Raw genomic sequence first — 25,065 nt, forward strand, 5'->3', positions numbered from 1 at the left:
GGGCCGCTCACCCATGCGACGGACTTAACCGGCGGCCCGAAAATCAGTATATGCCACGGGCGGAGAATAGAGGGCGCATGGCGAATCTCGCGGATCTGTTTCGAGACGGCGCGGCGAATGCTTGGCTGTTCGCGCCGACGGCGGTCGCTCTCGGCGCGCTGCACGGCCTCGAGCCCGGCCATTCCAAGACGATGATGGCGGCCTTCATCGTCGCGGTGCGCGGCACGGTCGGTCAGGCGATTCTGCTCGGCCTCTCGGCAACGCTCTCGCATACGGCTATCGTATGGATCGTCGCGCTCACCGGGCTCTATCTCGGCGCGCATTGGAACGCAGAGGCCAATGAGCCCTATCTGCAGATCGCCTCCGGCGTGTTGATCCTCTGCGTCGCCGCTTGGATGACCTGGCTAATCTGGCGCGACCGTCCGCGCGCCCATCGTCACGATGATGCGCATGATCATCATCATCCGCATGGGCATGATCACGACCATGCGCATCACCCACATGACCATGCCGCCGCGGACAGCGCTTCGCTGCTTCTCGACGAGGATACGATGGATGCGCATGAGCGCGCCCATGCGGAGGACATCAAGCGACGCTTCGCCTCCCGCCACGTGACGACAGGGCAGATCCTCGTGTTCGGCCTCACCGGCGGGCTCATCCCATGCCCGGCCTCGATCACCGTGCTCCTTCTCTGCCTTCAGCTCGGACAGATGGCGCTGGGCGCGGCTTTGGTGCTGTGCTTCAGCATCGGCCTCGCGCTCACAATGGTCGCGGTCGGCGTCGCCGCGGCGCTCGGCGTGCGTCACGCTTCGGACCGCTGGTCCGGCTTCGAGCAGATCGCCGCCAAGGCGCCCTATCTCTCGGGCGCGCTGATCTCCATCGTGGGGCTGTACACGCTCTATTCGGGCTTTGCGGCGCTGAGCTGAGCGCTCAGCCGCCGAAGGGGAATTTTTGCACGCCGGCGGTGATCGGCGCGTCGAGGAAGAAATCCAATATCGCCGGCTGGCTCGGATCGACCGCATAGGGCGAGAAATCGGTCACGCCTTCTTCGGCGAGCACATTCACATCGATGAAGAAATTGCCGCTGCAGGCGGTCGCCGCACGCGTCAATATCGCATGGGCGGCGTCGGCGACGATCTGCGGCTTGCGCGCGCGGCGCAGCACGGCGTCGCCGCCGAGCAGATTGCCGACGGCCGCGGTGGCGATCGCCGTCTCCGGCCATAATGAGTTCACCGCGACCTTGCCCGAAAGCTCGCGCGCGAGACCGAGAGTGACGAGGCTCATGCCATATTTCGCCATTGTGTAAGCGAGATTGGGCGCGAACCAGCGCGGGCTCATATCGAGCGGCGGCGACAGGGTGAGAATATGCGGATTGTCGGATTTCTTCAGATAGGGCAGAGCGAGCTTGGCGCAGAGGAAGCTCCCGCGCGCATTGATCTGATGCATCAGATCGAAGCGCTTCATCTCGATCGCCTCGACGCCGCGCAGATCGATCGCGCTCGCATTATTGACGAGAATATCGACGCCGCCGAAGATCGCCGCCGTCTTGTCGAAGGCCTCCTGCACCTGCGCGTCGAAGCGAATGTCGCAGGGCAGGGCGAGCGCCCGCCCGCCTGCTTTCTCGATCGCCGCGGCGGCGGTGTAGATAGTCCCCGGCAGCTTGGGATGCTCGGTGACGCTTTTGGCGACGATCGCCACATTGGCGCCGTCGCGTGCCGCGCGCTCCGCGATCGCGAGGCCGATGCCGCGGCTCGCGCCGGTGACGAGCAGAGTCTTGCCTGCGAGCGATTCCGCCATGGGCGCGCGCTCAGGCCGCGACCCGCGCCGGATAGCCGGCGTCGGTGATGATCTTGGCGAGGCCTTCCGGGTCCTTGGGAGAGGGCGACACCTCCACCTTGCCGGTGGCGAGGTCGATCTTCACCTGCGCCTGCGGCTCTGCCTTCTGCACCGCCTCGGTCACATGCTTCACGCATTTGCCGCAAGACATTTCCTGAACGTCGAATGTCGTCGTCATATCGTTCTCCTCCTCTCGGGTTTCCTGCAAAGGCGAGGCTTCGTGCTCGCTCTCTTCCAATGCCTTCAGCGTTTCCGCTCTCGTCGCGCTCGTCCCCGCCGGCGGTTGGAAGCGCCGCAGCCGCAGCGCATTCGTCAGCACGAAGACGCTGGAAAACGCCATGGCGCCGGCGCCGAGCATGGGCGAGAGCAGCATTCCATTGACGGGGTAGAGCGCGCCTGCCGCGACGGGAATCAGAATCACATTATAGGCAAAGGCCCAGAAGAGATTCTGCGCGATATTGCGCATTGTCGCGCGCGAGAGCGCGAGCGCGGCCGGCACTTTCGACACATGGCCGGACATCAGCACGACATCGGCGGCCTCGATCGCAATGTCGGTTCCCGTGCCGATGGCGATTCCGACATCGGCGGCGGCCAGCGCCGGCGCGTCATTGACGCCATCGCCGACGAAGGCGATTCTTCGCCCGTCGCGCAGGCGCTGCAACGCAGCCACCTTGCCCTCCGGCAGCACGCCGGCGATCACCTCGTCTATGCCCAGCTTCTCCGCAATGGCGCGCGCCGTGCGCTCGTCGTCGCCGGTGATCATCGCCGTGGCGACGCCTTGCGCATGCAGAGCGGCGACGGCGGCGACGCTCGTCTCCTCGAGCGCATCGGCGACGCAGAGAATGGCCGCGAGCTTTCCATCGATCGCGACATAGAGCGGCGTCTTGCCTTCCGCCGAGAGCCGCGCCGCAGTCGTGTCGAACGCTCGAATATCGAGGCCGAGCGCCGTCATGAATCGGGCGGCGCCGACGGCGATCTTGCGCCCCTCCGCGACCGCCTCGACGCCCATGCCGGGCGTCGCCGAAAAGTCTTGCGCCTCGACGATGGAAAGTCCGCGCGCTTTCGCGGCGGCGACGAGCGCGCCGGCGATCGGATGTTCCGAGCGCGCCTCGACGCTGGCGGCGAGCCGCAGCGCATCATCGGCGGAGACGTCGGGCGTGGCTTCGAGATCGGTGAGCTCGGGCTTGCCGCGCGTCAGCGTGCCGGTCTTGTCGAAGGCGATCAGCGTCACATCGCGCAGGCTCTGCAACGCCTCGCCCTTGCGGAACAAAATGCCGAGCTCGGCCGCGCGTCCGGTGCCGGTCATTATGGCGGCCGGCGTCGCCAGGCCCATGGCGCAGGGACACGCGATGATGAGCACGGCGACGGCGGCCACCAGAGCGTAAGAGACGTCGCGTTGCGGGCCGAAGGCGAGCCAGACGATGAAGGTGACGAGCGCGACGCCGAGCACGGCGGGCACGAAGACGCCGGTCACGCGATCGACCAGCGCCTGAATCGGCAGCTTGGCGCCTTGCGCCTGCTCCACCATGCGAATGACGCCGGCGAGCACAGTATCCGCGCCGACGCGCGTCGCGCGGAAGGTGAAGGCGCCGGTCGTGTTCACCGTGGCGCCGGTCACTTCCGAGCCTTTGCGCTTGCCGACGGGCGCTGGCTCGCCAGTAATCATCGATTCATCGACATGAGAGGCGCCGTCGACGACGATTCCATCCGTCGCTATGCGCTCGCCCGGCCGCACGGCGACGAGATCGCCGACGACGACATCGTCGATCGGCAGCTCGATCCGCTCGGCGCCGCGTAGCACGCGCGCGGTCTTGGGCTGCAGCGCGGCGAGCGCGCGGATCGCTTCCGACGTGCGGCCCTTTGCGCGCGCCTCCAGCGTGCGGCCGAAGAGGATCAGCGTGATGATGACGACGGCGGATTCGTAATAGACATCGGCGGCGCCATGCGGCAGCAGGCTCGGCGCGAAAGTGGCGACGACCGAATAGAGATAGGCGCTCATCGTGCCGATGGCGACGAGCGAGTTCATGTCTGGATGGCCGCGCCAGAGCGAGGGAAAGCCCTTCTCATAGAAGGGCCTGCCCGGCCCGATGAGCACCAGAGTCGCGAGAATGAAGGAGAGATAGCGAATGGACTGATGACCGATGGCGGCCATGAGCCAATCGCCCAGTCCCGGAATCGTATGCGCGCCCATCTCGAGGAAGACGACCGGCGCGCTGAGCGCCGCGGCGACGATGAGGCGCTTGCGCAGCGACGCCGCCTCCTGCTCGCGCGCGGTCCTTTCGCGATCGGCGGCTTTCGCGCCGGTCTCGAGCTCGCGCGGCTCGTATCCGGCTTCCGCCACCGCGCGGCGCAGCGCCTTCGCCATGTCGCCGCCGCCGAGCGCGCGCACCCGCGCCCGCTCCGTCGCGAGATTGACCTCGGCGGCGATCACCCCCGGCGTGGCGCGCAGCGCTTTTTCGACATGGGCGACGCAGGAGGCGCAGGTCATGCCGCCGACGCCGAATTCGATCGTCTCGATCGCCGGCTCATAGCCGGCCTCGTCCACGGCGCGGGCGAGCTGCGCGAGGTCCGCGCCCGGCGTGAGCGTGACGTCGGCGCGCTCTGTCGCGAGGTTGACGGACGCCGAGAGCACGCCCGGCGCGCCGCGCAGCGCTTTCTCGACATGGGAAACGCAAGAGGCGCAGGTCATTCCGCGCACGCCGAAGGACATATGCAAATCTGCGCGAGTCGCGACGTCGGCCATCAGATTCGGCTCCTCTCGCCTCAGTCTACAACCAGCGGCGCGTTCTCGCGACATAGGCGTCGAACTCGGCGCCGAACCGTTGCGACAAATGGCGCTCTTCCCGCTCTATCGCCAGCCGCTGCAGCAGAACGGCCGCCACGGGCGTGAGCAGGAGCATCCATGTCGAGCCGAGGGCGAGGCCGAGGCCCGCGATCAGCGCCACATGCGACACATAGATGGGGTTGCGCGACCATTGGTATGGTCCTGCGGTGACGAGGCTCGAGACCGCGCGATCGGGCCGGATCGTGGTGCCTTGCCGCCGCATCAGCGACGCGCACCAGAGATCATTGGCGAGCGCGAGCGCGACGATGAGGCCGCCGGCGATGCGCGCGCCGAGCGGCCAGGCGCCCTCGGAGAGCGGCAGCAGCAGATCGAGCAGCGCCCCGCTGGCGATCGCCGCGAGGAGCAGCAAAGGCGGCCATGCGATCCGCGACGGCGGATCGGCCTCGGCTCGGCTGTCGTCGATGGACATGGGAAATCCTCTTTCTGCTCAGATCGCGTTGGCGGGAAGGTTTTTCAAGTTTCGATCGGATGAAAAGCGCGGCGCCGGGCTTTCTTGCCGTCCCGCCGCCGCCCGGCTATTTAACCGGCTCCCCCGGCGCGAGGAAAGTCGCGTGATGTTCCGGGCAGTTCGGGAAGGATCGAGTGACGACAGATCGCGCCAGCGGAGCGCTCGACTTCTACGCGGCGGACCTCGCGAGCCTTTCGGCGCAGGATCGCTTGCGCACGCTCGCGCCGCGTCGCGGGCTCGACTTCAGCTCCAATGATTTTCTCGCGCTCGCCGAGTCGCAGGAACTACGCGCCGCCGCCGCGGCGGCGCTGGCGCGCGGGGTTCCCATCGGCGCCGGCGGCTCACGTCTGCTGCGCGGCGACCATGAGGAGCATCAGGCTCTGGAGCGCGAGGCGGCCGCCTTTTTCCATGCGGAGAGCGCGCTTTTTTTCGGCGCCGGCTTCACCGCGAATGAGGCGCTGCTCTCGACCTTGCCGCAAAAGGGCGATCTCATCGTCCATGACGCGCTCGTGCACGCCAGCGCGCATGAGGGCATGCGGCTCTCGCGCGCGAAGAGCGTCGCCGCCGCGCATAATGACGCCGACGCTTTCGCGGATCATATCGTGGCATGGCGCCGCGGCGGCGGCATGGGCCGGCCCTGGATCGTCGTCGAGAGCCTCTACAGCATGGACGGCGATTTCGCGCCGCTCGACGCTCTCGCCGAGATCGCCGCGCGTCACGACGGCTTTCTCCTCATCGACGAGGCGCATGCGACCGGCGTTCACGGCCCCGGCGGGCGCGGACTCGCCGCCGCGCTCGAGGGCCGCGACAATGTCGTCACGCTGCACACTTGCGGCAAGGCGCTCGGCGTCTCCGGCGGCCTCGTGCTGCTGCCCGCGACGCTGCGCGAATTCCTCATCAACCGCTGCAGGCAATTCATCTTCGCGACGGCGCCGTCGCCGCTCGTCGCCGCTTGCGTTCGCGCTGCGCTGCCGATTGTGGAGCAGGCGGAAGGACGCCGCGTCGCATTGCGCTCGCGCGTCGCGTTCGCCGCGCGCAAATTGGAGTGCGCGGGGCTCGCGCCGCCGCAATCGCAGATCGCGCCCGTCATCGTCGGCTCCAATGCGCGCGCGCTGGCGCTGGCCGCGGCGATGCAGGCGCTGGGCTATGACATTCGCGCGATCCGCCCGCCGACCGTCGCGGAAGGAACCGCGCGTCTGCGCATCTCGTTCACTCTGCATGTGAGCGAGGCGCAGGTTTCCGCCATGGTCGACGATCTGGCGCATGCGCTCGCGGGCCTGCCGGCATGACGCGCCTCGTCGTCGCCGGAACCGACACCAATGTCGGCAAGACGGTGTTTTCCGCCGCGCTCGCCGGCGCGCTCGGCGCTTATTATTGGAAGCCGGTGCAATCGGGCCTCGAGGGCGAGACGGACACAATGGCTGTCGCGCGGCTCTCGGGGCTTTCCGAAGAGAGGCTTCTGCCCGAGGCCTATCGCCTCCGCACGCCGGCCTCGCCGCATCTTTCCGCGCGCCTCGACGGGGTGGAGATCGATCCGGCGCGTCTGGCGCCGCCGGATCGCGCGCCGCTCGTCATCGAGACGGCCGGCGGGCTGATGACGCCGCTGACGGAAGCGTCTCTGACGATCGATCTCATCGCACGCTGGCGGCTTCCGGTCGTGCTCTGCGCGCGCACCACGCTCGGAACGATCAATCACAGCCTTTTGTCGCTCGAGGCGCTGCGACGGCGCGACATTCCGATCCTCGGCGTCGCTTTCATCGGCGAGGAGAATGAGGATACGCAGCGCATTATCGCGAAATTTTCCGGCGCGCGCGCGCTCGGCCGCCTGCCCTTTGTCGCGCCGCTCGGCGCCGAGACGCTGCGCGAGGCTTTCCTCGCGCATTTCCGCCTCGTCGATTTCGATTCGCGTCTTCCGCAATGACGCCCCTTCGTCATTGCGAGCGCAGCCAAGCAATCCAGAGCCATGAGGCGGCTTCTGGATTGCTTCGTCGCTGCGTTCCTCGTGCGGAGGAACTTGGGCGCGCCGGCTATGTCGCGGCGAACGACAATGCGCGCCGCATCGAGGAGTGCGCGGCATGATGGCGCGGCGCTCGTTCCTTTCCATTGCGGCGTCGCTCGGCGGCGCGTTGGCGCTCGCGGGCTGCGACAAGCCGGGTTCCGGCGCGGCGTATCGCTACCGCCTGACGCTGGACGTCGAGACGCCGGAAGGCGCGAAGACGGGTTCGAGCGTCATCGAGGTGCGGACATGGGAAACGCATTTCGAGGGCAAACGCACCAATCACGAGGTGACGGGCCAGGCGGTCGTCGTCGATCTCGGCGCGCGCGGGCTACTGTTCGCGCTGCTCGCGGGGCGCGGCGAAAATGGCGGGCTCGGCTCAGTGGACCATGCCGCCTATCTGCCGGCGCTCGTGGCGCTGCGCGGGAAAAAACTGCGAGATTCCGATCCGGAATTCCAGAAAAAATTGTCCTCGACAGGCGGCGGCGACCTGATCGACAAGGAAATCCCGTTTCTCGTGCGCTTTCGCGACATCGATGATCCGAAGAGCGTCGAGGCGGTCGATCCGAACGATCTTGCAAAGAGCTTCGGCGAGGGCGTGCGCTTGAAGCGCGCGACGATTGAGATGACGAACGATCCGGTGACGACGGGGATAGAGACGAAGTTGGGGTGGATGAACTGGCCGCATGAGATTTTGGTTGATTATCCGGACGGCAGAGCGCCGATGCGTCTACCTGACGTAAGCCCGCGTGGATGGGTAACCCTAAGCATCGTAACTTTCATTGCGAGGCCCCAATGACGATTTCCAGCGAACTATTTCTCGCGATCCTCGCGATGGATTCTTACAATCGCGGCTACGGCGCCGGAATTGATTTTGGCCGGAATTCTAATGACGACAGCCAAAGGAGACGGTAATGACATCGCCCGTCTGGCGCCCTTTCACCCAGCACGCTCTGCAGAAGGAGGCGATCCTCGTCGCGCGCGGGGAGGGGGCCTGGCTCGAATGCGCGGACGGCCGCCGCATTCTCGACGCCATCTCCTCCTGGTGGGTCATCACCCATGGCCATCGCCATCCGAGGATCGTGCGGGCGATCAAAAATCAGGTGGACCAGCTCGATCAGGTGATCTTCGCGGGCTTCACCCATGAGCCGGCGGAGACGCTCGCGCGCCGCCTCGTCGCGCTGACGGCGCCGGGGCTCGATCATGTGTTCTATTCCGACAGCGGCTCCACATCGGTGGAGGTCGCGATCAAGATGGCGCTCGGCTATTTTCGCAATCGCGGCGTCGCGCGCAATCGCGTCATCGCGCTCGAGCATGGCTATCACGGCGACACGATCGGCGCCATGTCCACTGGCGCGCGCTCCGTCTTCAACGCGGCCTATGAGCCGCTGCTGTTCGATGTGACACGCATTCCTTTTCCGAGCGCAGGCTGCGAGCAGCAGACGCTCGACGCGCTGGAGGCGGCCTGCCGCGGCGCCGACGCCGCCGTTTTCGTCGTCGAGCCGCTCGTCCTCGGCGCCGGCGGCATGCTCGTCTATGGCGCCGATACGCTGCGCGAGATGCGGCGCATCTGCGCTGCGCATGGCGTGCTCTTCGTCGCCGATGAGGTGATGACCGGCTTCGGCCGCACCGGAACGCTCTTCGCGTGCGAGCAGGCGGGAATCGTTCCCGATATCGCCTGCTACGCCAAAGGCATCACCGGCGGCTCATTGCCGCTCGCCGTGACCATGTGCTCCGCGGAGATTTTCGAGGCGCATTATTCCACCGATCGCGCGCGCACTTTCTTTCATTCGAGCTCCTTCACCGCCAATCCCATCGCCTGCGCCGCGGCGCTGGCCAATCTCGACATTTGGGAGAGCGAGGGCGTGCGCGGGCGCGTCGCGCATCTTTCGGCGATGCAGGAGGAGCGTCTGCTGCGCTTCGCAAATGACGCGCGCTTTTCCAATGTGCGGCGCATCGGCACGATAGCGGCGCTCGATCTGCGCGCCCGCGACGCCGGCTATCTCGCGACCATCGGGCCGGCGCTCTATGAATTCTTCATCTCGCGCGGCTTGTTGCTGCGACCGCTCGGCAACACGATCTATATTCTGCCGCCCTATTGCACAGAGGCGAGCGAGCTCGATGCGCTCTATGCGGCGATCAACGAGGCGGGAGATCGTTTCTGCTGAAAGCGTCGCGTCCGTCGTCGCGAGAGACGGCGGCTCGCCGCCTTATCCCTCACTCCGCCGCCATCTTCAGATCGGGCTTGATCGCGTAATATTCGCCATAGAGCCGCGCGATATCGGCGCGCGCCTCCAGCACGCTGCGGGCGCGTATGTGGCCGAAACCGCGGATCTTCTCCGGTATGCGCGCCAGCGCGACGGCGGTGGCGTGATTGGCCGGCGACAGGCGCGGCAGAATATCGTCCAGCAGCGTCTGATAATCGGCGAGCATCTTGCGCTCGGCGATGCGGTCGCTGTCGGGACGGAACGGATCGAGAATGGTGCCGCGCAGGCCCTTGAAGCGCGCCAGCCATTTCAGCACATGGAACATCCAGGGGCCGAAGGTGATCTTGCGCGAGCCGCCAATGTCGTTCTTGCGCTGGAAGGCGACGAGATTGGGCGCGAGATGCAGCTCCATGCGCAGATCGCCCTCGAAGATCTCGGCGAGCTGGCGCTGGAAAGAGCCATCCGTGTAGAGCCGCGCCACCTCGAACTCGTCCTTGGCGGACATCAGCTTGAACAGACCGCGCGCCACCGCCTCGGTCAGCTCCTTCGTGCCCGGAACGCGCTCCTTCTCGAGCCGCGCGACGGCGTCGACGCGTGCACGATAGCGGGCGGCGTAAGCGGCGTTCTGATAATCGGTGAGGAAGGCGACGCGGCGATCGATCATCTCCTCGAGGCTCTGCGAAACGTCACGAGTCGGATTGCGCTCGCGCAATGAGGAGACGACGGTCGTCACGCTCGAAAGATCATGCGCGGCGCGGCGGCCCCAGGCGAAGGCGGAATGATTCATCGCCACCGCCTCGCCATTCAGCTCGATCGCGCGCAAGAGCGCGGCCTCGGAGAGCGGCAGCAATCCCTTCTGCCAGGCGTAGCCGAGCATGAACATATTGGCGGCGATGGAATCGCCCAGCAGCGCCAGCGCCAGCTCCGTCACATTGAGGAAATCGACGCGCGCGCCGGCGGCCTCGCGTATGGCGCGCTCGATGAGCTGCGCCGGCAGCACGAAATCGGGGTCGCGCTCGATGTCGCCGGGAAATACCTCGGCGCTGTTGACGACGACGTGGCTGCGCGCGGGATCGATCGCCGCGAGTATCTGCTTGCCGCCGGCGACGACGAGATCGCAGCCCAGCACGAGATCGGCCTCGCCCGCTGCGATGCGGATCGCGTGAACCGCGTCTGGCGTGCGGCCGATCTTCACATGGCAATAGACGGCGCCGCCCTTCTGCGCGAGGCCGGCCATATCGATGACGCCGACGCCCTTGCCCTCGAGATGCGCGGCCATGCCGAGAATGGCGCTCACCGTGACGACGCCAGTCCCGCCTATGCCGGCGACGAGCACGCCATAAGGCGCTGCGCCGATCTGCGGAACGGCGGGCTCCGGCGGCGGCGGACATTGCGTCTCGCTGGTCGGCGCGGCCTTTTTCATGCGCGCGCCATGCACGGTGACGAAGCTCGGGCAGAAGCCCTCGAGGCAGGAGAGATCCTTGTTGCAGCTCGATTGGTCGATGCGGCGCTTGCGGCCGAACTCCGTCTCCAGCGGCTGCACCGACACGCAATTGGAGGCGCGGCCGCAATCGCCGCAGCCTTCGCAGACCAGCTCATTGATGACGACGCGCACATCCGGGTCGGGATATTCGCCGCGCTTGCGGCCGCGACGCTTCTCGGTGGCGCAGGTCTGATCGTAAATCAGAATGGTGACGCCATCCGTCGCGGCCAGCTCGCTCTGCACGCTGTTGATGACGTTGCGGTGATAAATGTCGAGGCCCGGCGGCCATTGAATATCGGAGGCGTATTTGTGCGGCTCGTCGGAGACGAGCGCGATTCTGGCGACGCCTTCCGCCGCGACCTGATGCGCTATGGCCTCGACGGTGAGATCACCCTCATGCGCCTGTCCGCCGGTCATGGCGACGACGCCATTGAAGAGAATCTTGAAGGTGATGTTCGTCTTCGTCGCGACGGCGAAGCGAATGGCCAGCGAGCCGGAGTGATTATAGGTGCCGTCGCCGAGATTTTGGAACACATGCTTGCGCGTCGAGAAGGGCGCCTCGCCGATCCAATTGGCGCCTTCGCCGCCCATATGCGTGTAGCCCTCGGTCGAGCGGTCCATCCATTGCGCCATATAATGGCAGCCGATGCCCGTATAGGCGCGCATGCCGTCCGGCACATGGGTAGATGTCGAATGCGGGCAGCCGGAGCAGAAATGCGGCACGCGCACGCCGACGTCGGTCAGCGATTTGCGGCGCTCCTGCATATGCTCGAGCCGGCGCACGCGCCCTTCGAGATCATCCGAGCTAACGTAGTTCAGCAGCCGCCGGCCGATGGCGATGGCGACGTCATTGGCGTCGAGCGAGCCCTTCACCGGGAAGAGCCATTCGCCGACCTCGTCCTTCTTGCCGATGCAGATGGGCTGATGCGACGAGCCATAGAGCTGCTCGCGCAGCTGCACCTCGATCAGCGAGCGCTTCTCCTCGACGACGATGACGAGATCGAGCCCGCGCACGAACTCGCGCAGGCCTTGCGGCTCCAGCGGCCAGGGGCAGGCGATCTTGTAGAGGCGCAGGCCGTAATCATTGGCCTTCACCTCGTCTATGCCGAGATCGTCCATCGCCTGGCGCACGTCGAGATAGGATTTGCCGACAGTGATGACGCCGATCTTGGCGGCGGGGCCGCCGGAGGTGATGATGCGATTGAGGCGATTGGCGCGGATGAAGGCGAGCATGGCGTCGCGCTTGCTCTCCTGCATGCGCGCTTCCTGCGTCAGCACCGGATCGCGCGGACGTATGTTGAGGCCGCCCGGCGGCATCAAAAAATCGAGCGGCGCGATGGGGCGCACGCGATCGAGCGAGCCGTCGACGGAGGCGGTGGACTCCACCGTGTCCTTGATGAGCTTCAGGCCGGTCCAGACGCCGGCGTAGCGCGACAGCGCGAAGCCCATGAGGCCGTAATCGAGAATTTCCTGCACGCCGGCCGGCGAGAGGATCGGCATCATCATATCGACGAAGACGAACTCCGACTGATGCGCTGTGGTGGAGGATTCCGCCGTATGGTCGTCGCCCATCAGCGCCAGCACGCCGCCATTGCGCGAGGAGCCGGCGAGATTGACATGGCGCAGCGCGTCGCCGGAGCGATCGACGCCCGGCCCCTTGCCGTACCAGACGGAAAAGACGCCGTCATATTTGCCTTCGCCGCGCATCTCCGCCTGCTGCGCGCCCCAAATGGCGGTGACGGCGAGATCCTCGTTGAGGCCCGGCATGAACAATATGTCGTTCTTGTCGAAGAGCGGCTTCGCCTTGTGCAGCTGCGCATCCATGCCGCCGAGCGGCGAGCCGCGATAGCCGGAGACGAGGCCCGCCGTGCGCAGGCCGGCGCGACGATCCATCTCCTTCTGCATCAGCAGAAGACGCACGATCGCCTGCGTGCCGTTGATGAGCACATGCGTCTTGGAAAGATCGAAGCGATCAACGAGGGACACGTCGCCTAGGGCGGGGCCGGTTGTCGTGGCGCCGGCGACTTCATCCGCCATACGTATTCTCTCCTCGCTCGGCGCGACGCCCTCGCGGGTCGCCCCGCTCGCGCAGGGCCGCGCGACGTCATCGTCTCGGAGAGGGGCGCGAGGCCCGCTCCCCCTATGAAGCGTTGCCGCTCGAAAGCTCTCGCGCGAGGCGCTTTCGAAAGAGTCATATTGCGGATTTGCGCGTCGGCGGAAAGACTCCCGTCCTCCTCATCCGTGAAAATCCGTATCCCATCCGCGAGGGATGGTCGCCGCCGCCCCCGGCGCGACCCGCCCGGCTTGTCCTTGCGGCGCCAGGCGTGGCATTATACGTCACGACGCGCGACGCCAGCAAGCGAGCCTTCGCGGGCGCCGAAAAAGCAGTCGAAACAGAGCGCCCGGCCCTGTTTCCGCCGCCTTCCGCGACTAGAGGGTCCGCGCGTGGAGCCGGAGCGATTCGCGGGACCGGAGACGGGCGCCGCGGCCCCATCGAGGCGAGAGCCCCTATGCCGAGAAGATTCGCATTCGCTTCGCTGACCCTCGCCATGGCGCTCGCCGCCGTCCCGGCCGCCGCGCATCCGCATGTCTGGGTCGCCATGCGCAGCGAGATCGTGTTCACGCCGGACGGCAAGATCAAAGGCGTGCGCCACGCCTGGACCTTCGACGAAATGTATTCCGCCTTCGCGCTGCAAGGGCTCGGCAAGGACGGCAAGCCGCCGAGCCGCGAGGAGCTCGCGCCGCTCGCCAAGACCAACGCCGAATCGCTCGCCGAATTCGACTATTTCACCTTCGCGAAATATCAGAACGCCAAAGCCGCCTTCGGCCCGCCGGAGGATGTGTGGCTCGAGGCCGACGACAAGCGCATTGTCACCATGCATTTTACGCTGCCGCTGGAAAAGCCGCTGCCGGCGCAAAAGCCTTTCTCCTTCCAGACCTATGATCCGACCTATTTCGTCGCCTTCGATCTCGAGAAGCAAAATCCGGTGACGCTCGCCGGCGCTCCGGCGGGGTGCTCCACCAGCGTCGTGGAGCCGAAGCCGCTGCTCGCCGTCGACACGCAAAAGCTCAGCGAAGCCTTTTTCGCCAATATGTCGCCCGGCGCCGATTTCGGCATGAAGCTCGCCGCGCGCATCGTGGTGGCCTGCCCGTGAGGGTTTCGTCGCGGGAGCGCGCGCTGCTCCTCCTCCTGGCGCTGGTCGCGCTCGCGCTGTCGCAGGACGCCGCGCTGGCGCAGGCGGCGCGTCATCCTTTCGCCGTCGGCCCCTCGGAGGCTCCAGTCGGCGCGGCGGGCGGCTTCGCCGGTCTGCTGCTCGCATGGCAGAGCAAATTCCATATGGAGCTGCAGAACGCCGCGCGCGCGCTGAAGACCGACAACGGCGCCTTCTTCACTTTGGCGGCGGCGAGCTTCGCCTATGGCGTTTTTCACGCCGCCGGGCCGGGTCATGGCAAGGCCGTGCTCACCTCCTATATGATCGCCAATGAAACGGCGCTGAAGCGCGGGCTGACGCTCGCCGCTCTGGCGGCGCTGCTGCAGGGCGTGGTGGCCATAGCGCTCGTCGGCGTGGCGGCCATTCTCTTCGGCTTCACGGCGCAGCGCATGACCGAGGCGGCGACATGGATCGAGACGGCGAGCTACGCCGCCATCGCCGCCGTGGGCGCGCGCCTCGCCTATGTGAAAGGGCGCGCGCTGCTCGCCGCATTGCGGGAGCCGGCGCCCGTCATCGCCGTCGCGCGCCGCGGCGCCTTCGCCTGCGAGGCGATCGACGATCCCGCCCATGTTCACGGGCCGGACTGCGGCCATATGCATGCGATCGACGCCGCGCGCCTCGGCGCCGGCTTTCGTTGGGGCGATGCGCTGGGGACAGTCGTCGCGGCGGGGCTCCGTCCCTGCTCGGGCGCCATTCTCGTGCTCGTCTTCACACTGTCACAAGGCGTCTTCATAGCCGGCGCCGGAGCGACGCTGCTGATGTCCGCAGGCACGGCGATCACCACCGGCGCCTTGGCGGCGACGGCGGTCTTCGCCAAGGATTTTGCCGTGCGTCTCGCCGCGCGCAGATCGTCGCGCGCGGAGACGCTGCTGCGCGCGGGCGAGTTCGTCGCCGCTCTCCTCGTGCTCGCCTTCGGCCTCGCGCTGCTGCTCGGCGCGCGCGCCGCCGGCGCCTGAAGGCTTTCAATTTCGTGAGCCGCGGCGATGCTGCGCTGCGACGACGATCGTCGCGCGCGCGGGGCTGCGCTCGCGCCCGCGGCGCGCTATATTTTCGTGTGCGGATTGCTTTGTCCCGAGTTGTCGCTATCCCGAGCAAACGCTAATCCATTGAGCGGACCGCTGGGCCGCGGTCGATCGCGCCCATGCCCGGAGGCCACGAATGACTGCCGCCACTCTCGCGTCGGACCCTTACGCCACCCGTCCCTGGGTCGCGTCCTATCCGCCTTTCGTGCCCGCCGAGATCGACCCGGCGAGCTATTCGACGCTCGTGGATATGTTCCGCGAGAGCGTCGTCGAATTTTCCGGCCGCACCGCTCTCGAGAGCTTCGGCGCCAAGCTCACCTATGCCGAATTCGGCAACGCTGCGCGCTCGATCGCGGCTTGGCTGCAATCGCAGGGAATCGCCAAAGGCGATCGCGTCGCGATCATGGCGCCCAATGTGATGGCCTATCCGCCCTTGATCTTCGGCGTGCTTTTCACGGGCGCGGTCGTCGTCAACGTCAATCCGCTCTACACGCCCAAGGAACTCGCCCATCAGATCGAGGATTCCGGCGCGCGCATGATCTTCGTGCTCGAGAATTTCGCTCACACCGTCGAGGCCGCATGGCCGTCGATGAGCCTCGAGAAAGCCGTCGTCATCGCTCCGGGCGATCTTCTCGGCCTGCGCGGCCCGATCGTGAATTTCGTCTCGCGCTATGTGAAATGCGCCGTGCGGCGCTATCGCCTGCCGCAGAGCCTGCGCTTCTCGCGCGTGCTGCGCGAGGGCGCCGTGGCGCCGCTGCGCGACGCCGACGTCGGCCCGGACGATCTCGCCTTTCTGCAATATACGGGCGGCACCACCGGCGTCGCCAAGGGCGCCATGCTGCGGCATCGCAACGTCGCGGCCAATGTCACGCAATCGGCCGCCTGGCTCTGCCCCTATCTGCCGACGCCGCTCGATCAGGTGATGGTGACGGCGCTGCCGCTCTATCACATCTTCGGCCTCACCGCCTGCTGCCTGCTGATCGTGAAGATCGGCGGCTCCTGCCTGCTCATCGCCAATCCGCGCGATATCCCCGGCTTCGTGAAGACGCTGCGCAAATCGCGCTTCACCATGATCTCCGGCGTCAACACGCTCTATGCGGCGCTCGCCAATCATCCCGATTTTCCGCGCGTCGATTTCTCCGATCTCATCTTCTGCATTTCCGGCGGCATGGCGACGCAAGACGTCGTCGCGCGCAAATGGAAGGAGATCACCGGCCATCCCATCATCGAAGGCTATGGCCTTTCGGAGACGTCGCCGGTCATCACCTGCAACCGGCCCGATCTCGTCGAATTTTCCGGCGCGATCGGCTATCCCTATCCCTCGACGCAAGTGTCGATCCGCTTGCCGTCCGGGGAGCCCGCGCCTTTCGGCGAGCGCGGCGAGCTCTGTGTCAAAGGTCCGCAAGTGATGGCCGGCTATTGGAACAGGCCGGAGGAGACCGCCGCCGCGACGACGGAGGACGGTTTCCTGCGCACCGGCGACGTCGCCGTGATGATGCCCGATGGACTGATGAAGATCGTCGATCGTCTCAAGGAGATGATCCTCGTCTCCGGCTTCAACGTCTATCCCAATGAAGTCGAGAATGTGCTGACGCGCCATCCAAAGGTCAGCGAGGCCGCGGTGATCGGCATTCCCGATCCGCATTCCGGCGAAGCGGCGCTCGCCTTCATCGTGCCGCGCGATCCAAGCGTCACCGGCAAGGAGCTGCATGATTTCTGCCGCGAGACGCTGACGCATTACAAGGCGCCGCGCCATTTCGAGTTCCGCGACAGCCTGCCCAAGACCAATGTCGGAAAGGTTCTGCGCCGCGTCTTGAAGGAGGAGTATCTCGCGCGCGGGAAATAGAGCGGCGCTAGCGGCTCACCGCACGCGCGTCCACTCCTCGCCGCCGCAGATATTGGTGCCATTGACGCAGCCCTCGAGCAGCAGCACCTTCTCGCTGCGCAGCGCGAGGCTGGCGGCGTAGCTCTGGCCATCCTTGGCGTTATAGATGGTGCCGGTCCATTGATTGTCGCCGGTCGGCTTCAGATTCAGGATCGGCAGGCCGAGCAGCGAGCGCTTGCGCTGGCGGGGGTCGGGATTGTTCTCATCGACGCCCTTCTCGGAGAGCCAGGCGATCTTGCCGCAGATCGCTTGCCCGCAGCGGCTGATCTGAATATGCGCGGTGCCGTCTGCGACGCGCCACTCGCCGATCGGATCGGCGAGCGCCGCGGTCGCGACGACTGAAAAAATCGACGCGCATATCCAGGACCGCTTCATCTCGAGCCTCCGTTTGAATAATCACGGGCGGGAGTATAGGGCTAAGCCATGCCTCAGACCAATACGTCGGCCGCGGCGCCCCTCGCTGCGCTGCGGCAAAAGGCCGGGCCGATCCGGGCGCTCATTCTGGGCGGGACCAGCGAGGCGCGCGCGCTCGCGTCCCGTCTCGCCGGCGACGCGCGCCTTCATGCGGTGGTCTCGCTCGCCGGCCGCACCAGCGCGCCGCTCGCCTCGCCGCTGCCGGTCCGCATCGGCGGCTTTGGCGGCGTCGAGGGGCTGACGCGCTATCTCGTCGAGGAGCGCATCGAGCGCGTGATCGACGCCACCCATCCTTTCGCCGCGAGGATCTCCGCCAACGCGCGCGCGGCCTGCGCGGCGCTGGACCTGCCGCTGCTGGTCTACACGCGCGCGCCTTGGAGCCCGGTGGAGGGGGATCGCTGGATCGAGGTCGCGGACAATGCCGGCGCCATCGCCGCGCTGGGTGAGGCGCCGCGGCGCGTCTTTCTCACCATCGGCCGTCTGGGGCTCGCGGATTTTCTGTGTGCGCCGCAGCATTATTATCTGATCCGAACGATCGATCAGCCGCAGGAGAACGATCTACCGCCACGCCACGAATTGCTCCTGGAGCGCGGTCCTTTCACAGTCGAGAGCGAATTGTCCCTGATGCGCGCATCGGCGGTCGACGTCATCGTCTCCAAGAACAGCGGCGGCCGCGAGACCTATGCGAAGATAGAAGCTGCGCGCATGCTCGGCCTGCCGGTCGCGATGGTCACGCCGCCGCGCGGCGGCGCGGCGCGCATCGTTCACGACGTCGCGGCGGCCGTCGATTTTCTCTTTTGCGAGGCGGCCTAGATGAGCGTCGCTCTGATGTTCCAAGGCACGGGGTCGGATGTCGGCAAATCGCTGGTCGTCGCCGGCCTCGCGCGCGCGCTCGCGCGGCGCGGCTTGCGGGTCGCGCCCTTCAAGCCGCAGAATATGTCCAACAACGCCGCGGTGACGGCGGATGGCGCCGAGATCGGCCGCGCCCAGGCGCTGCAGGCGCGCGCCGCCGGTCTCGCGCCGACCGTCGATATGAATCCCGTGCTGCTGAAGCCGCAGGGCGCCGCCGGCGCGCAGGTCGTGCTGCGCGGAAAGATCGTCGGCTCGGCGCGCGCGCGCGACTATCAGCAATGGAAGGCGGGACTCATGTCCGCCGTGCTGGAGAGCTATGAGCGCCTGCGCGCGAGCTGCGATATCGTGCTGGTCGAAGGCGCCGGCAGCGCGGCGGAGATCAATCTGCGCGCCAATGACATTGCAAACATGGGCTTCGCACGCCGCGTCGACGCGCCGGTCGTGCTCATCGGCGATATAGACCGCGGCGGCGTCATCGCACAGCTCGTGGGCTGCAAGGCCGTGCTCGATCCAGACGATGAAGCGCTGATCCGCGGCTTCATCGTCAATAAATTCCGCGGCGATCCCTCGCTCTTCGACGAAGGCATGCGCTTCATCGCCGAGCGCACCGGCTGGCGGCCGCTCGGCCTCGCGCCCTTTTTCGCCGACGCCGCGCGCCTGCCGGCGGAGGACGCTTTCGCCCTGCGCGCCGGCGCCTCGGGCGGGGAGGGCGGCCTGACCATCGCCGCGCCGCTGCTGCCCAATATCGCCAATTTCGACGATCTCGATCCGCTGCGGGCGGAGCCGGGCGTGCGGTTCATTCTGGTTCGGCCCGGCGAGCCGCTGCCGGCGGAGGCGCGGCTCGTGATATTGCCGGGCTCCAAGGCGACGATCGCCGATCTTTCCGCCTTCCGCGCGGCCGGCTGGCACATCGATCTCGCCGCGCATATTCGTCGCGGCGGGCGCGTCTTCGGCATTTGCGGCGGCTATCAGATGATGGGCCGCCGCATAGCCGATCCGCAGGGGCTCGAGGGGCCGCCCGGCGCGGTGGAGGGGCTCGGCCTTCTCGATATGGAAACGGTCTTCGAGACCGAGAAAGTGCTGAAGCAGGTGAGAGGCGCGACCATCGCCGAAAATATCCCCTTCTACGGCTATGAGATGCACGCCGGCCGCAGCGAGGGGCCAGATTGCGCGCGTCCGCTGCTGCGCTTCGAGGATGGGCGGCGCGACGGCGCGGCCTCAGTGGATGGTCGTTGCGCGGGCGTCTATGTGCATGGCTTTTTCGCCGATGATTCTCTGCGCGCAGCCTTTCTGCGCGATCATGGCGCGAGCGCCTCGGACCTCTCCTATGAGCAGTCGATCGAGGCGACGCTGGATGGTCTCGCCGAACATTTCGAGCGTCATTTGGACGTGGACGCGCTATTGGAGCTCGCGCGATGAGCGTTTCGCCGCCGATTCTGCATGGCGGCAGGATCGATCTCGCGCGGGCGCATTTTCCGCAGGCGCCGGAGCCCTGGATCGATCTCTCGACCGGCGTCAGCCCCTATCCCTATCCGTTTCCGCCGCTCGCGCCGGAGGTCTTCACCCGCCTGCCGGACGTCGCCGCTCTGGCGGAGCTGGAGCGCATCGCGGCCATCGCCTATCGCGCCGGTCCTCAGGCGCAAGTCGTCGCGGGGGCGGGCACGCAGGCTTTCATCCAATCGCTGCCGCGCATCCGGCCCGCCAGGCGGGTCGCCGTCCTCGGCCTCACTTATGAGGAGCATGCGGCCGCCTGGCGCGCCGCCGGCGCCGAGGTCGCGCGGGTGGAAACCTTGGAGGAGATCGCGGCGGCCGAGGTCGGCGTCGTCGTCAATCCCAATAATCCCGACGGCCGCCTAGAACCTGCCGCGCGCCTCGCCGAGACAGCGCGGGCGATGGCGGCGAGTGGCGGGCTGCTCATCGTCGACGAGGCTTTCGCCGATTTTCTTCCCGCCGAGGCCAGTCTCGCGCCGCGCGCGGGGGAGGAGAGCCTCGTGCTTTTGCGGTCTTTCGGCAAGGCCTATGGGCTGCCGGGCGTGCGGCTCGGCTTCGCCCTCTGCGGCGCGGGGCTCGCCGAGCGGCTGCGGGCGATTCTCGGACCCTGGAGCGTCTCCGGCCCGGCGCTGGCGATCGGCGCGGCGGCGCTCGCCGATGCGCCCTGGCTCGCGGGTCGCGGCCTCGTGCTCGCGCAGGACGCCGCCCGGCTCGACGGGCTGCTCGCCATCGCAGGCTTCGAGATCATCGGCGGAACGTCGCTTTTTCGGCTCGTTCGCCACGCGGCGGCGGATCGATGGTTTGCCCATCTCGCCCGGTGCGGCATATTGACGCGTAGGTTCGGCGAGCGGCCGGATCGGCTCCGTTTCGGCCTACCGGCTGCGCCCGCGGCCTGGGAGCGGCTGGCGCGCGCATTGGAGAGCGGACGAAATGGTCTTTGATCCCGAGCCGTCGCTCGTCGCCAGCGCGCCATTCTCGGAGGAGGAGCGCGCCGCCGTCTATCGCGCCATCCACACACGTCGCGACGTTCGCGACGAGTTCCTGCCCGATGAATTGTCGCATGAGGAGGTGATGCGCCTGCTGGACGCCGCGCATCACGCGCCATCCGTGGGCTTCATGCAGCCGTGGAACTTCCTGCTCATCCGTGACCGCGGCCTGCGGGAGGCGGTGCATGCCGCCTTCGAGCGCGCCGCCGAGGCGGAGGAGGCGCTGCTGCCGCAAGAGCGCCGCGCGCAATATCGCAGCTTGAAGCTGCAGGGGATTTTGAAGGCGCCGCTCAATATCTGCATCACCTGCGACCGCTCGCGGCAGGGCCGGACGGGGCTCGGCCGAACCCAGCAGCCGGAGGCCGATCTCCTCTCCACTGCTTGTGCGGTGCAGAATTTCTGGCTGGCCGCGCGGGCGGAGGGAATCGGCGTCGGCTGGGTGAGCATATTGAGAGAACAGGATTTACGTGCGATTCTCGACATTCCGGCGGAAATCGCCATCGTGGCCTATCTCTGCGTCGGCCGTGTCGCCAAGGCCTATGCGCAGCCGGAGCTCGAAATCCGGCAATGGGCCAAGCGTCTGCCGCTCGAGGAATTGATCTTCTCCGACCGTTGGGGAAATCGCATAAATAATTCCAAGGGTTGATACGGTTACAAAATCGACATGCTTTTGTGATTTTTAGGACCCTGAAAGCCGCGCTCTCCTTTTGACCTTCGCCTGAGCGGGTCTATAGTGAGCGCAAGGCGCAAGGGCGGATGCGCTGCAGCATGAGCTAGTGGCTCCGCTCGCGGTATGCGTCTTGCTTGCCATTAGGCCGGCAATCGTGGGGTCGGATTTATGAAACCAGCAGATTACGAGCTCGTTTACGATAAGGCCCGCCCTCTCTCGAACACGACGACGCTCACTGTCGCGGAAGTGCCGGATCGACTGGAAGATCTGCTGCATCTGCTCAGCGAGGCGATGATCGAGGGGCGTGACAATCATTCGCGGCTGACGGAAATTCATCTTCCCATGTCGCGCTTTCCGCAGATGGACTCGAAATTCTGGCACATCCCGGTCGAGGATTGTGGCGAGCATCCAGTCCTGCGGCTTTTCTTCGAAACGCAGAGCGACTTCACGCACTGATCTTTGTGATCGTCTCGCGGCTTTCATAGGGTCATTCCGGTTCGGATCGAGCCGGAATGACCCTACATCTTATCATGCGGTCACGCTGCCGCGCGTCACGAAGCCTTCGCCGTCTGCGGCTCCGCGATCGTCGGCTCGCCGCTCGGCGTTTCCGGCGCCCGCCGCGGCCGCCGGCTCTCCAGCTTGCTCATCAACAGATAGATCACCGGCGTCGTGTAGAGCGTCAGCAATTGGCTGAGCAGCAGCCCGCCGACGATGGTGACGCCGAGCGGGCGTCGCATTTCCGCGCCGATTCCGCCGGCGAAGGCCAGCGGCAGCGCGCCGAGCATGGCGGCGAGCGTCGTCATCAAGATCGGCCGGAAGCGCTCCACCGCCGCCTCCAGCGCCGCGTCGCGCACGGAATATCCCTTGTCGCGCTCGGCGTGCAGGGCAAAGTCGACCAGCATGATGCCGTTCTTCTTCACGATGCCGATCAGCAGAAGAATGCCGATGAAGGCGATCATCGTGAATTCCGTGCCGAAGGCCTCGAGCGCCAGCAGCGCGCCGAGCCCGGCCGAGGGCAAGGTGGAGATGATCGTCACCGGATGCGCGAGACTCTCATAGAGCACGCCGAGGATGATGTAGACGGCGAGCAGCGCGGCCAGGATCAGCCACGCCATGCCGGAGGAGAGCTTGCGGAAATCCTTGGCGTCGCCGGCGAAATCGGCATGCACGCCGGCGGGGAGCTGCATTTCCTCGGTCGCCGTGAGGATGGCTTTCGCGGCGGCGTCCAGCGTATGGCCGGGCGCGATGTTGAAGGTGATGGTCGCCGCGGGCAGCACGCCCTGATGATTGACGACGAGCGGCATGGTCCCGCGCTCTATGCGGGCGACGGCGGTGAGCGGAACCTGCGTTCCGTCGCTGGCGGAGACATAGAGGCCGGCGAGATCGCGCGGATCGCGCTGGCGTGACAGCGGCGCCTCGACGATGACGCGATATTGATTGCGCTGGGTGTAGATGATCGAATCCTGGCGCTGGCCGAAGGAGCTGTTGAGCGCCGCGTCGATCGCCTGAATCGGCACGCCCATGCGGGAGGCGGCGGTGCGGTCGATCACGACATTGGCCTTCAGCGCGCCCTGCTGCCGATCGGTGGTGACGTCGGCGAGGTCGGGCAGCTTTTGCAGCCGCGCCAGCAGCTTGGGCGTCCACTCTTCTAAATCGTCGACCGTGGAGGCGGTGACGGTGAACTGATATTGCGCCTTGCTCTGGCGACCGCCGGAGCGCAAATCTTGCGACGGCGTCATAAAGACGGAGAGGCCGGCGATCTTGCCGAACTCCTTGCGTAGGCGCGCCAGCACCTCGAAGCTCGACGCCTTGCGCTCATTGGCGGGCTTCAGCGCGAGAAACAGCCGGCCCTGATTGCCGGACATGCTCATATTAGAGCCGCCGAGGAAGGAGCCGACATTGACGACGTCCGGGTCGGCGGCGGCGATGGCGGCGGCCCTCTTCTGCAGCGCCACCATATCGCCGAAGGAAATATCCGCCGAGGCTTCGGTCGTGCCGTTGAGCAGGCCGATATCGTCCTGCGGCAGATTGCCCTTGGGGATCGAGCCGTAGAGGTGAACGGTCCAGCCGATCGTCAGCACGATGACGCCGAGCGTCGCCCAAGGATGATCGACGACCGGCCGCAAGCTGCGCGCGTAGAGGCCGATTAGCCGCGCCAGCGCGCCCTCGACCAGGCGGTCGAAGCGCGATGGAGTGTCTCGCTTCGGTGATGGCAGATGCGCGCAGATCATCGGCGTCACCGTCAGAGAGACGATGGTCGAGATGACGATGGCGAAGGTGAGGGTGAAGGCGAATTCGCGCAGCAGCCGGCCGAAAACGCCTTCCATCAGCAGCAGCGGGATGAAGACGGCGATCAAGGACAGGCTGATCGAGACGACGGTGAAGCCGATCTGCTTCGCGCCGGCGAGCGCCGCCTCCAGCCGGCCCATGCCGCGCTCGACATTGGTCTCTATGTTCTCGATCATGACGATGGCGTCGTCGATGACGAAGCCGACCGCGATGGTGAGCGCCATCAGCGAGAGATTATTGATCGAGAATCCCGCGAGCCACATGGCCGCGCAAGAGCCGACGAGGGACAGCGGCACTGTCACCGCCGCGGCGAAGACCGGCGTCGCCCGGCGCAGGAAGACGAACACCACCGCCATGACGAGGGCGATGGAGACGAGCAGCGTGTTCTGAATCTCCGAGACGCTGGCGCGGATCGTCTGCGTGCGATCGGAGAGGATGGAGACTTCGACGCCGCTCGGAATCCATGCCCGCAGCTCGGGCAGCAGCGCCTTCACCTGATCGACCATGGCGATCACATTGGCGTTGGGCTGCCGCGTCACGATGATGATGACCGCCGGCTTGCCGTTGAACCAGCCGGCCGCCAGCCGATTGCGCACGCCGCGCTCGACAGTGGCGATATCGCCGAGCTTCACCACGGCGCCATTGCTCGCCGAGACGACGATATTGCGAAAGTCGCGCGGCGTCGTCAGCTGGTCGCTGGCGCCGATGGTGCGGCCGAGCAACTCGCCATTCAGCGCGCCGACCGGCGAAAGCACATTGGCGGAGACGATGGCGCTCGCCACCGTATCGACGCCGAGGCCCATCGTCGCGAGCCGCGCCGTATCCATCTGCACGCGGATCGCCGGCTGCTCGGCGCCGGCGATGCGCACCTCGGCGACGCCCGGCACCTGCGAGATGCGCTGGGCGATGACCGTGTCGGCGGCGTCGAAAATAGCGCTGGTCGGCAAGGTCTCCGAGGTCAGAGCGAGGACGATGGACGGCACTGTCGCCTGGCTCGCCTTGCGGAAGACCGGCAGCAGCGGCAGATCGGAGGGCAGGTCGGTGGCGGCGGCGTTGATCGCCGCCTGCACGTCGCGCGCGGCGGCGTCGATGTTCCGGTTGATGTCGAATTGCGCGACGATCTGCGTCTGGCCGAGCGAGCTGATCGAGCTGAGCTCGGTGACGCCGGAGATGCCGGAGAGGCGACGCTCCAGCGGCGCGGCGACCGACGCCGCCATTGTCGCCGGATTGGCGCCCGGTCGCGCCGCTATGACGCCGATCGCCGGAAAGTCGATCGCCGGCAGGCTGGCGACGGGCAGGAAGAAATAGGCGACCGCTCCGACCATGAACAGCGCCGCCGCGAGCAGGCTCGCGCCCACCGGCCGGCGGATGAAAGGCTCGGAGATGTTCATGGCGTTCGCTCGTCGCGCGGGTGGCGGAAAGCGAGCCT

19 protein-coding genes are annotated in these 25,065 nt (G+C 66.6%); 13 read left to right on the forward strand and 6 right to left on the reverse strand.

Features of this window, described 5'->3' with window-relative positions; genetic code table 11:
* Window positions 1-77 precede the first annotated feature (77 nt).
* A complete protein-coding gene (locus GYH34_RS09655) occupies window positions 78-926 on the forward strand; it encodes a nickel/cobalt efflux transporter (protein ID WP_161913388.1) in 849 nt (282 codons plus the stop codon).
* A 4-nt stretch (window positions 927-930) separates the two neighbouring features.
* On the opposite strand, the gene GYH34_RS09660 is transcribed toward GYH34_RS09655, so the two are convergent.
* The 3 genes from GYH34_RS09660 to GYH34_RS09670 are packed head-to-tail and all read right to left on the reverse strand — an operon-like array spanning window position 931 to window position 5,090.
* The gene (locus GYH34_RS09660; protein WP_161913389.1) at window positions 931-1,797 is read right to left on the reverse strand and encodes an NAD(P)-dependent oxidoreductase; all 867 of its coding nucleotides are present in this window, start codon (window positions 1,795-1,797) and stop codon (window positions 931-933) included.
* Window positions 1,798-1,807: 10 nt separating this feature from the next.
* A complete protein-coding gene (locus GYH34_RS09665) occupies window positions 1,808-4,579 on the reverse strand; it encodes a heavy metal translocating P-type ATPase (RefSeq protein ID WP_161913390.1) in 2,772 nt (923 codons plus the stop codon).
* Window positions 4,580-4,604: 25 nt separating this feature from the next.
* Window positions 4,605-5,090 carry an isoprenylcysteine carboxylmethyltransferase family protein gene (locus tag GYH34_RS09670; protein WP_161913391.1) on the reverse strand — a complete coding sequence of 162 codons (486 nt, stop codon included), beginning with the start codon at window positions 5,088-5,090 and terminating at the stop codon, window positions 4,605-4,607.
* A 173-nt stretch (window positions 5,091-5,263) separates the two neighbouring features.
* Here GYH34_RS09670 and GYH34_RS09675 point away from each other — a divergent pair, with 173 nt between their 5' ends.
* The 4 genes from GYH34_RS09675 (at window position 5,264) to GYH34_RS09690 (ending at window position 9,293) form a co-directional block, all read left to right on the forward strand.
* The gene (locus tag GYH34_RS09675) at window positions 5,264-6,418 is read left to right on the forward strand and encodes an 8-amino-7-oxononanoate synthase (RefSeq protein WP_161913392.1); all 1,155 of its coding nucleotides are present in this window, start codon (window positions 5,264-5,266) and stop codon (window positions 6,416-6,418) included.
* Window positions 6,415-7,050, forward strand: a complete 636-nt coding sequence (gene bioD / locus GYH34_RS09680) for a dethiobiotin synthase (RefSeq protein ID WP_161913393.1) — start codon at window positions 6,415-6,417, stop codon at window positions 7,048-7,050. Before GYH34_RS09675 ends, bioD begins: the two co-directional genes overlap by 4 nt.
* A 154-nt stretch (window positions 7,051-7,204) precedes the next feature.
* Complete coding sequence (locus GYH34_RS09685) at window positions 7,205-7,924, forward strand: hypothetical protein (RefSeq protein WP_161913394.1); 720 nt, start codon at window positions 7,205-7,207, stop codon at window positions 7,922-7,924.
* Between the two features lie 115 nt (window positions 7,925-8,039).
* Window positions 8,040-9,293, forward strand: a complete 1,254-nt coding sequence (locus GYH34_RS09690; RefSeq protein WP_161913395.1) for an adenosylmethionine--8-amino-7-oxononanoate transaminase — start codon at window positions 8,040-8,042, stop codon at window positions 9,291-9,293.
* A 49-nt stretch (window positions 9,294-9,342) separates the two neighbouring features.
* On the opposite strand, the gene GYH34_RS09695 is transcribed toward GYH34_RS09690, so the two are convergent.
* On the reverse strand, window positions 9,343-12,852 hold the full coding sequence (locus GYH34_RS09695) for an indolepyruvate ferredoxin oxidoreductase family protein (protein ID WP_161913396.1): 3,510 nt from the start codon (window positions 12,850-12,852) through the stop codon (window positions 9,343-9,345).
* Window positions 12,853-13,325: 473 nt separating this feature from the next.
* Here GYH34_RS09695 and GYH34_RS09700 point away from each other — a divergent pair, with 473 nt between their 5' ends.
* From GYH34_RS09700 to GYH34_RS09710, 3 genes are all read left to right on the forward strand, one after another.
* A complete protein-coding gene (locus GYH34_RS09700) occupies window positions 13,326-13,970 on the forward strand; it encodes a DUF1007 family protein (RefSeq protein WP_161913397.1) in 645 nt (214 codons plus the stop codon).
* Window positions 13,967-14,983, forward strand: a complete 1,017-nt coding sequence (locus GYH34_RS09705; protein ID WP_161913398.1) for a nickel/cobalt transporter — start codon at window positions 13,967-13,969, stop codon at window positions 14,981-14,983. Before GYH34_RS09700 ends, GYH34_RS09705 begins: the two co-directional genes overlap by 4 nt.
* A 202-nt stretch (window positions 14,984-15,185) precedes the next feature.
* Window positions 15,186-16,895, forward strand: coding sequence for an AMP-binding protein (locus GYH34_RS09710; RefSeq protein WP_161913399.1), 1,710 nt, complete (start codon window positions 15,186-15,188; stop codon window positions 16,893-16,895).
* A gap of 15 nt (window positions 16,896-16,910) precedes the next feature.
* Here the strand turns inward: GYH34_RS09710 and GYH34_RS09715 are convergent, their stop codons facing one another.
* On the reverse strand, window positions 16,911-17,309 hold the full coding sequence (locus tag GYH34_RS09715; protein ID WP_018266140.1) for a DUF2147 domain-containing protein: 399 nt from the start codon (window positions 17,307-17,309) through the stop codon (window positions 16,911-16,913).
* A 48-nt stretch (window positions 17,310-17,357) separates the two neighbouring features.
* Here GYH34_RS09715 and GYH34_RS09720 point away from each other — a divergent pair, with 48 nt between their 5' ends.
* The 5 genes from GYH34_RS09720 (at window position 17,358) to GYH34_RS09740 (ending at window position 21,803) form a co-directional block, all read left to right on the forward strand.
* Window positions 17,358-18,161 (forward strand): cobalt-precorrin-6A reductase, encoded by an 804-nt coding sequence (locus GYH34_RS09720; protein ID WP_161913400.1) that lies wholly within the window; start codon window positions 17,358-17,360, stop codon window positions 18,159-18,161.
* The gene (locus GYH34_RS09725) at window positions 18,162-19,619 is read left to right on the forward strand and encodes a cobyric acid synthase (RefSeq protein ID WP_174242390.1); all 1,458 of its coding nucleotides are present in this window, start codon (window positions 18,162-18,164) and stop codon (window positions 19,617-19,619) included.
* Window positions 19,616-20,632: a threonine-phosphate decarboxylase CobD gene (gene cobD / locus GYH34_RS09730; protein ID WP_161913401.1), complete on the forward strand. Its 1,017-nt coding sequence runs from the start codon at window positions 19,616-19,618 to the stop codon at window positions 20,630-20,632. Before GYH34_RS09725 ends, cobD begins: the two co-directional genes overlap by 4 nt.
* The gene (gene bluB, locus GYH34_RS09735) at window positions 20,622-21,323 is read left to right on the forward strand and encodes a 5,6-dimethylbenzimidazole synthase (protein WP_161913402.1); all 702 of its coding nucleotides are present in this window, start codon (window positions 20,622-20,624) and stop codon (window positions 21,321-21,323) included. Before cobD ends, bluB begins: the two co-directional genes overlap by 11 nt.
* Before the next feature lie 192 nt (window positions 21,324-21,515).
* Window positions 21,516-21,803 (forward strand): hypothetical protein, encoded by a 288-nt coding sequence (locus GYH34_RS09740; protein WP_161913403.1) that lies wholly within the window; start codon window positions 21,516-21,518, stop codon window positions 21,801-21,803.
* A 95-nt stretch (window positions 21,804-21,898) separates the two neighbouring features.
* On the opposite strand, the gene GYH34_RS09745 is transcribed toward GYH34_RS09740, so the two are convergent.
* Entirely contained in the window at window positions 21,899-25,027 is a 3,129-nt protein-coding gene (locus tag GYH34_RS09745) for an efflux RND transporter permease subunit (RefSeq protein ID WP_161913404.1), read from the reverse strand.
* Window positions 25,028-25,065: the final 38 nt, after the last annotated feature.

The organism is Methylosinus sp. C49 (assembly GCF_009936375.1).
In the GTDB taxonomy this organism is placed as follows: domain Bacteria; phylum Pseudomonadota; class Alphaproteobacteria; order Rhizobiales; family Beijerinckiaceae; genus Methylosinus.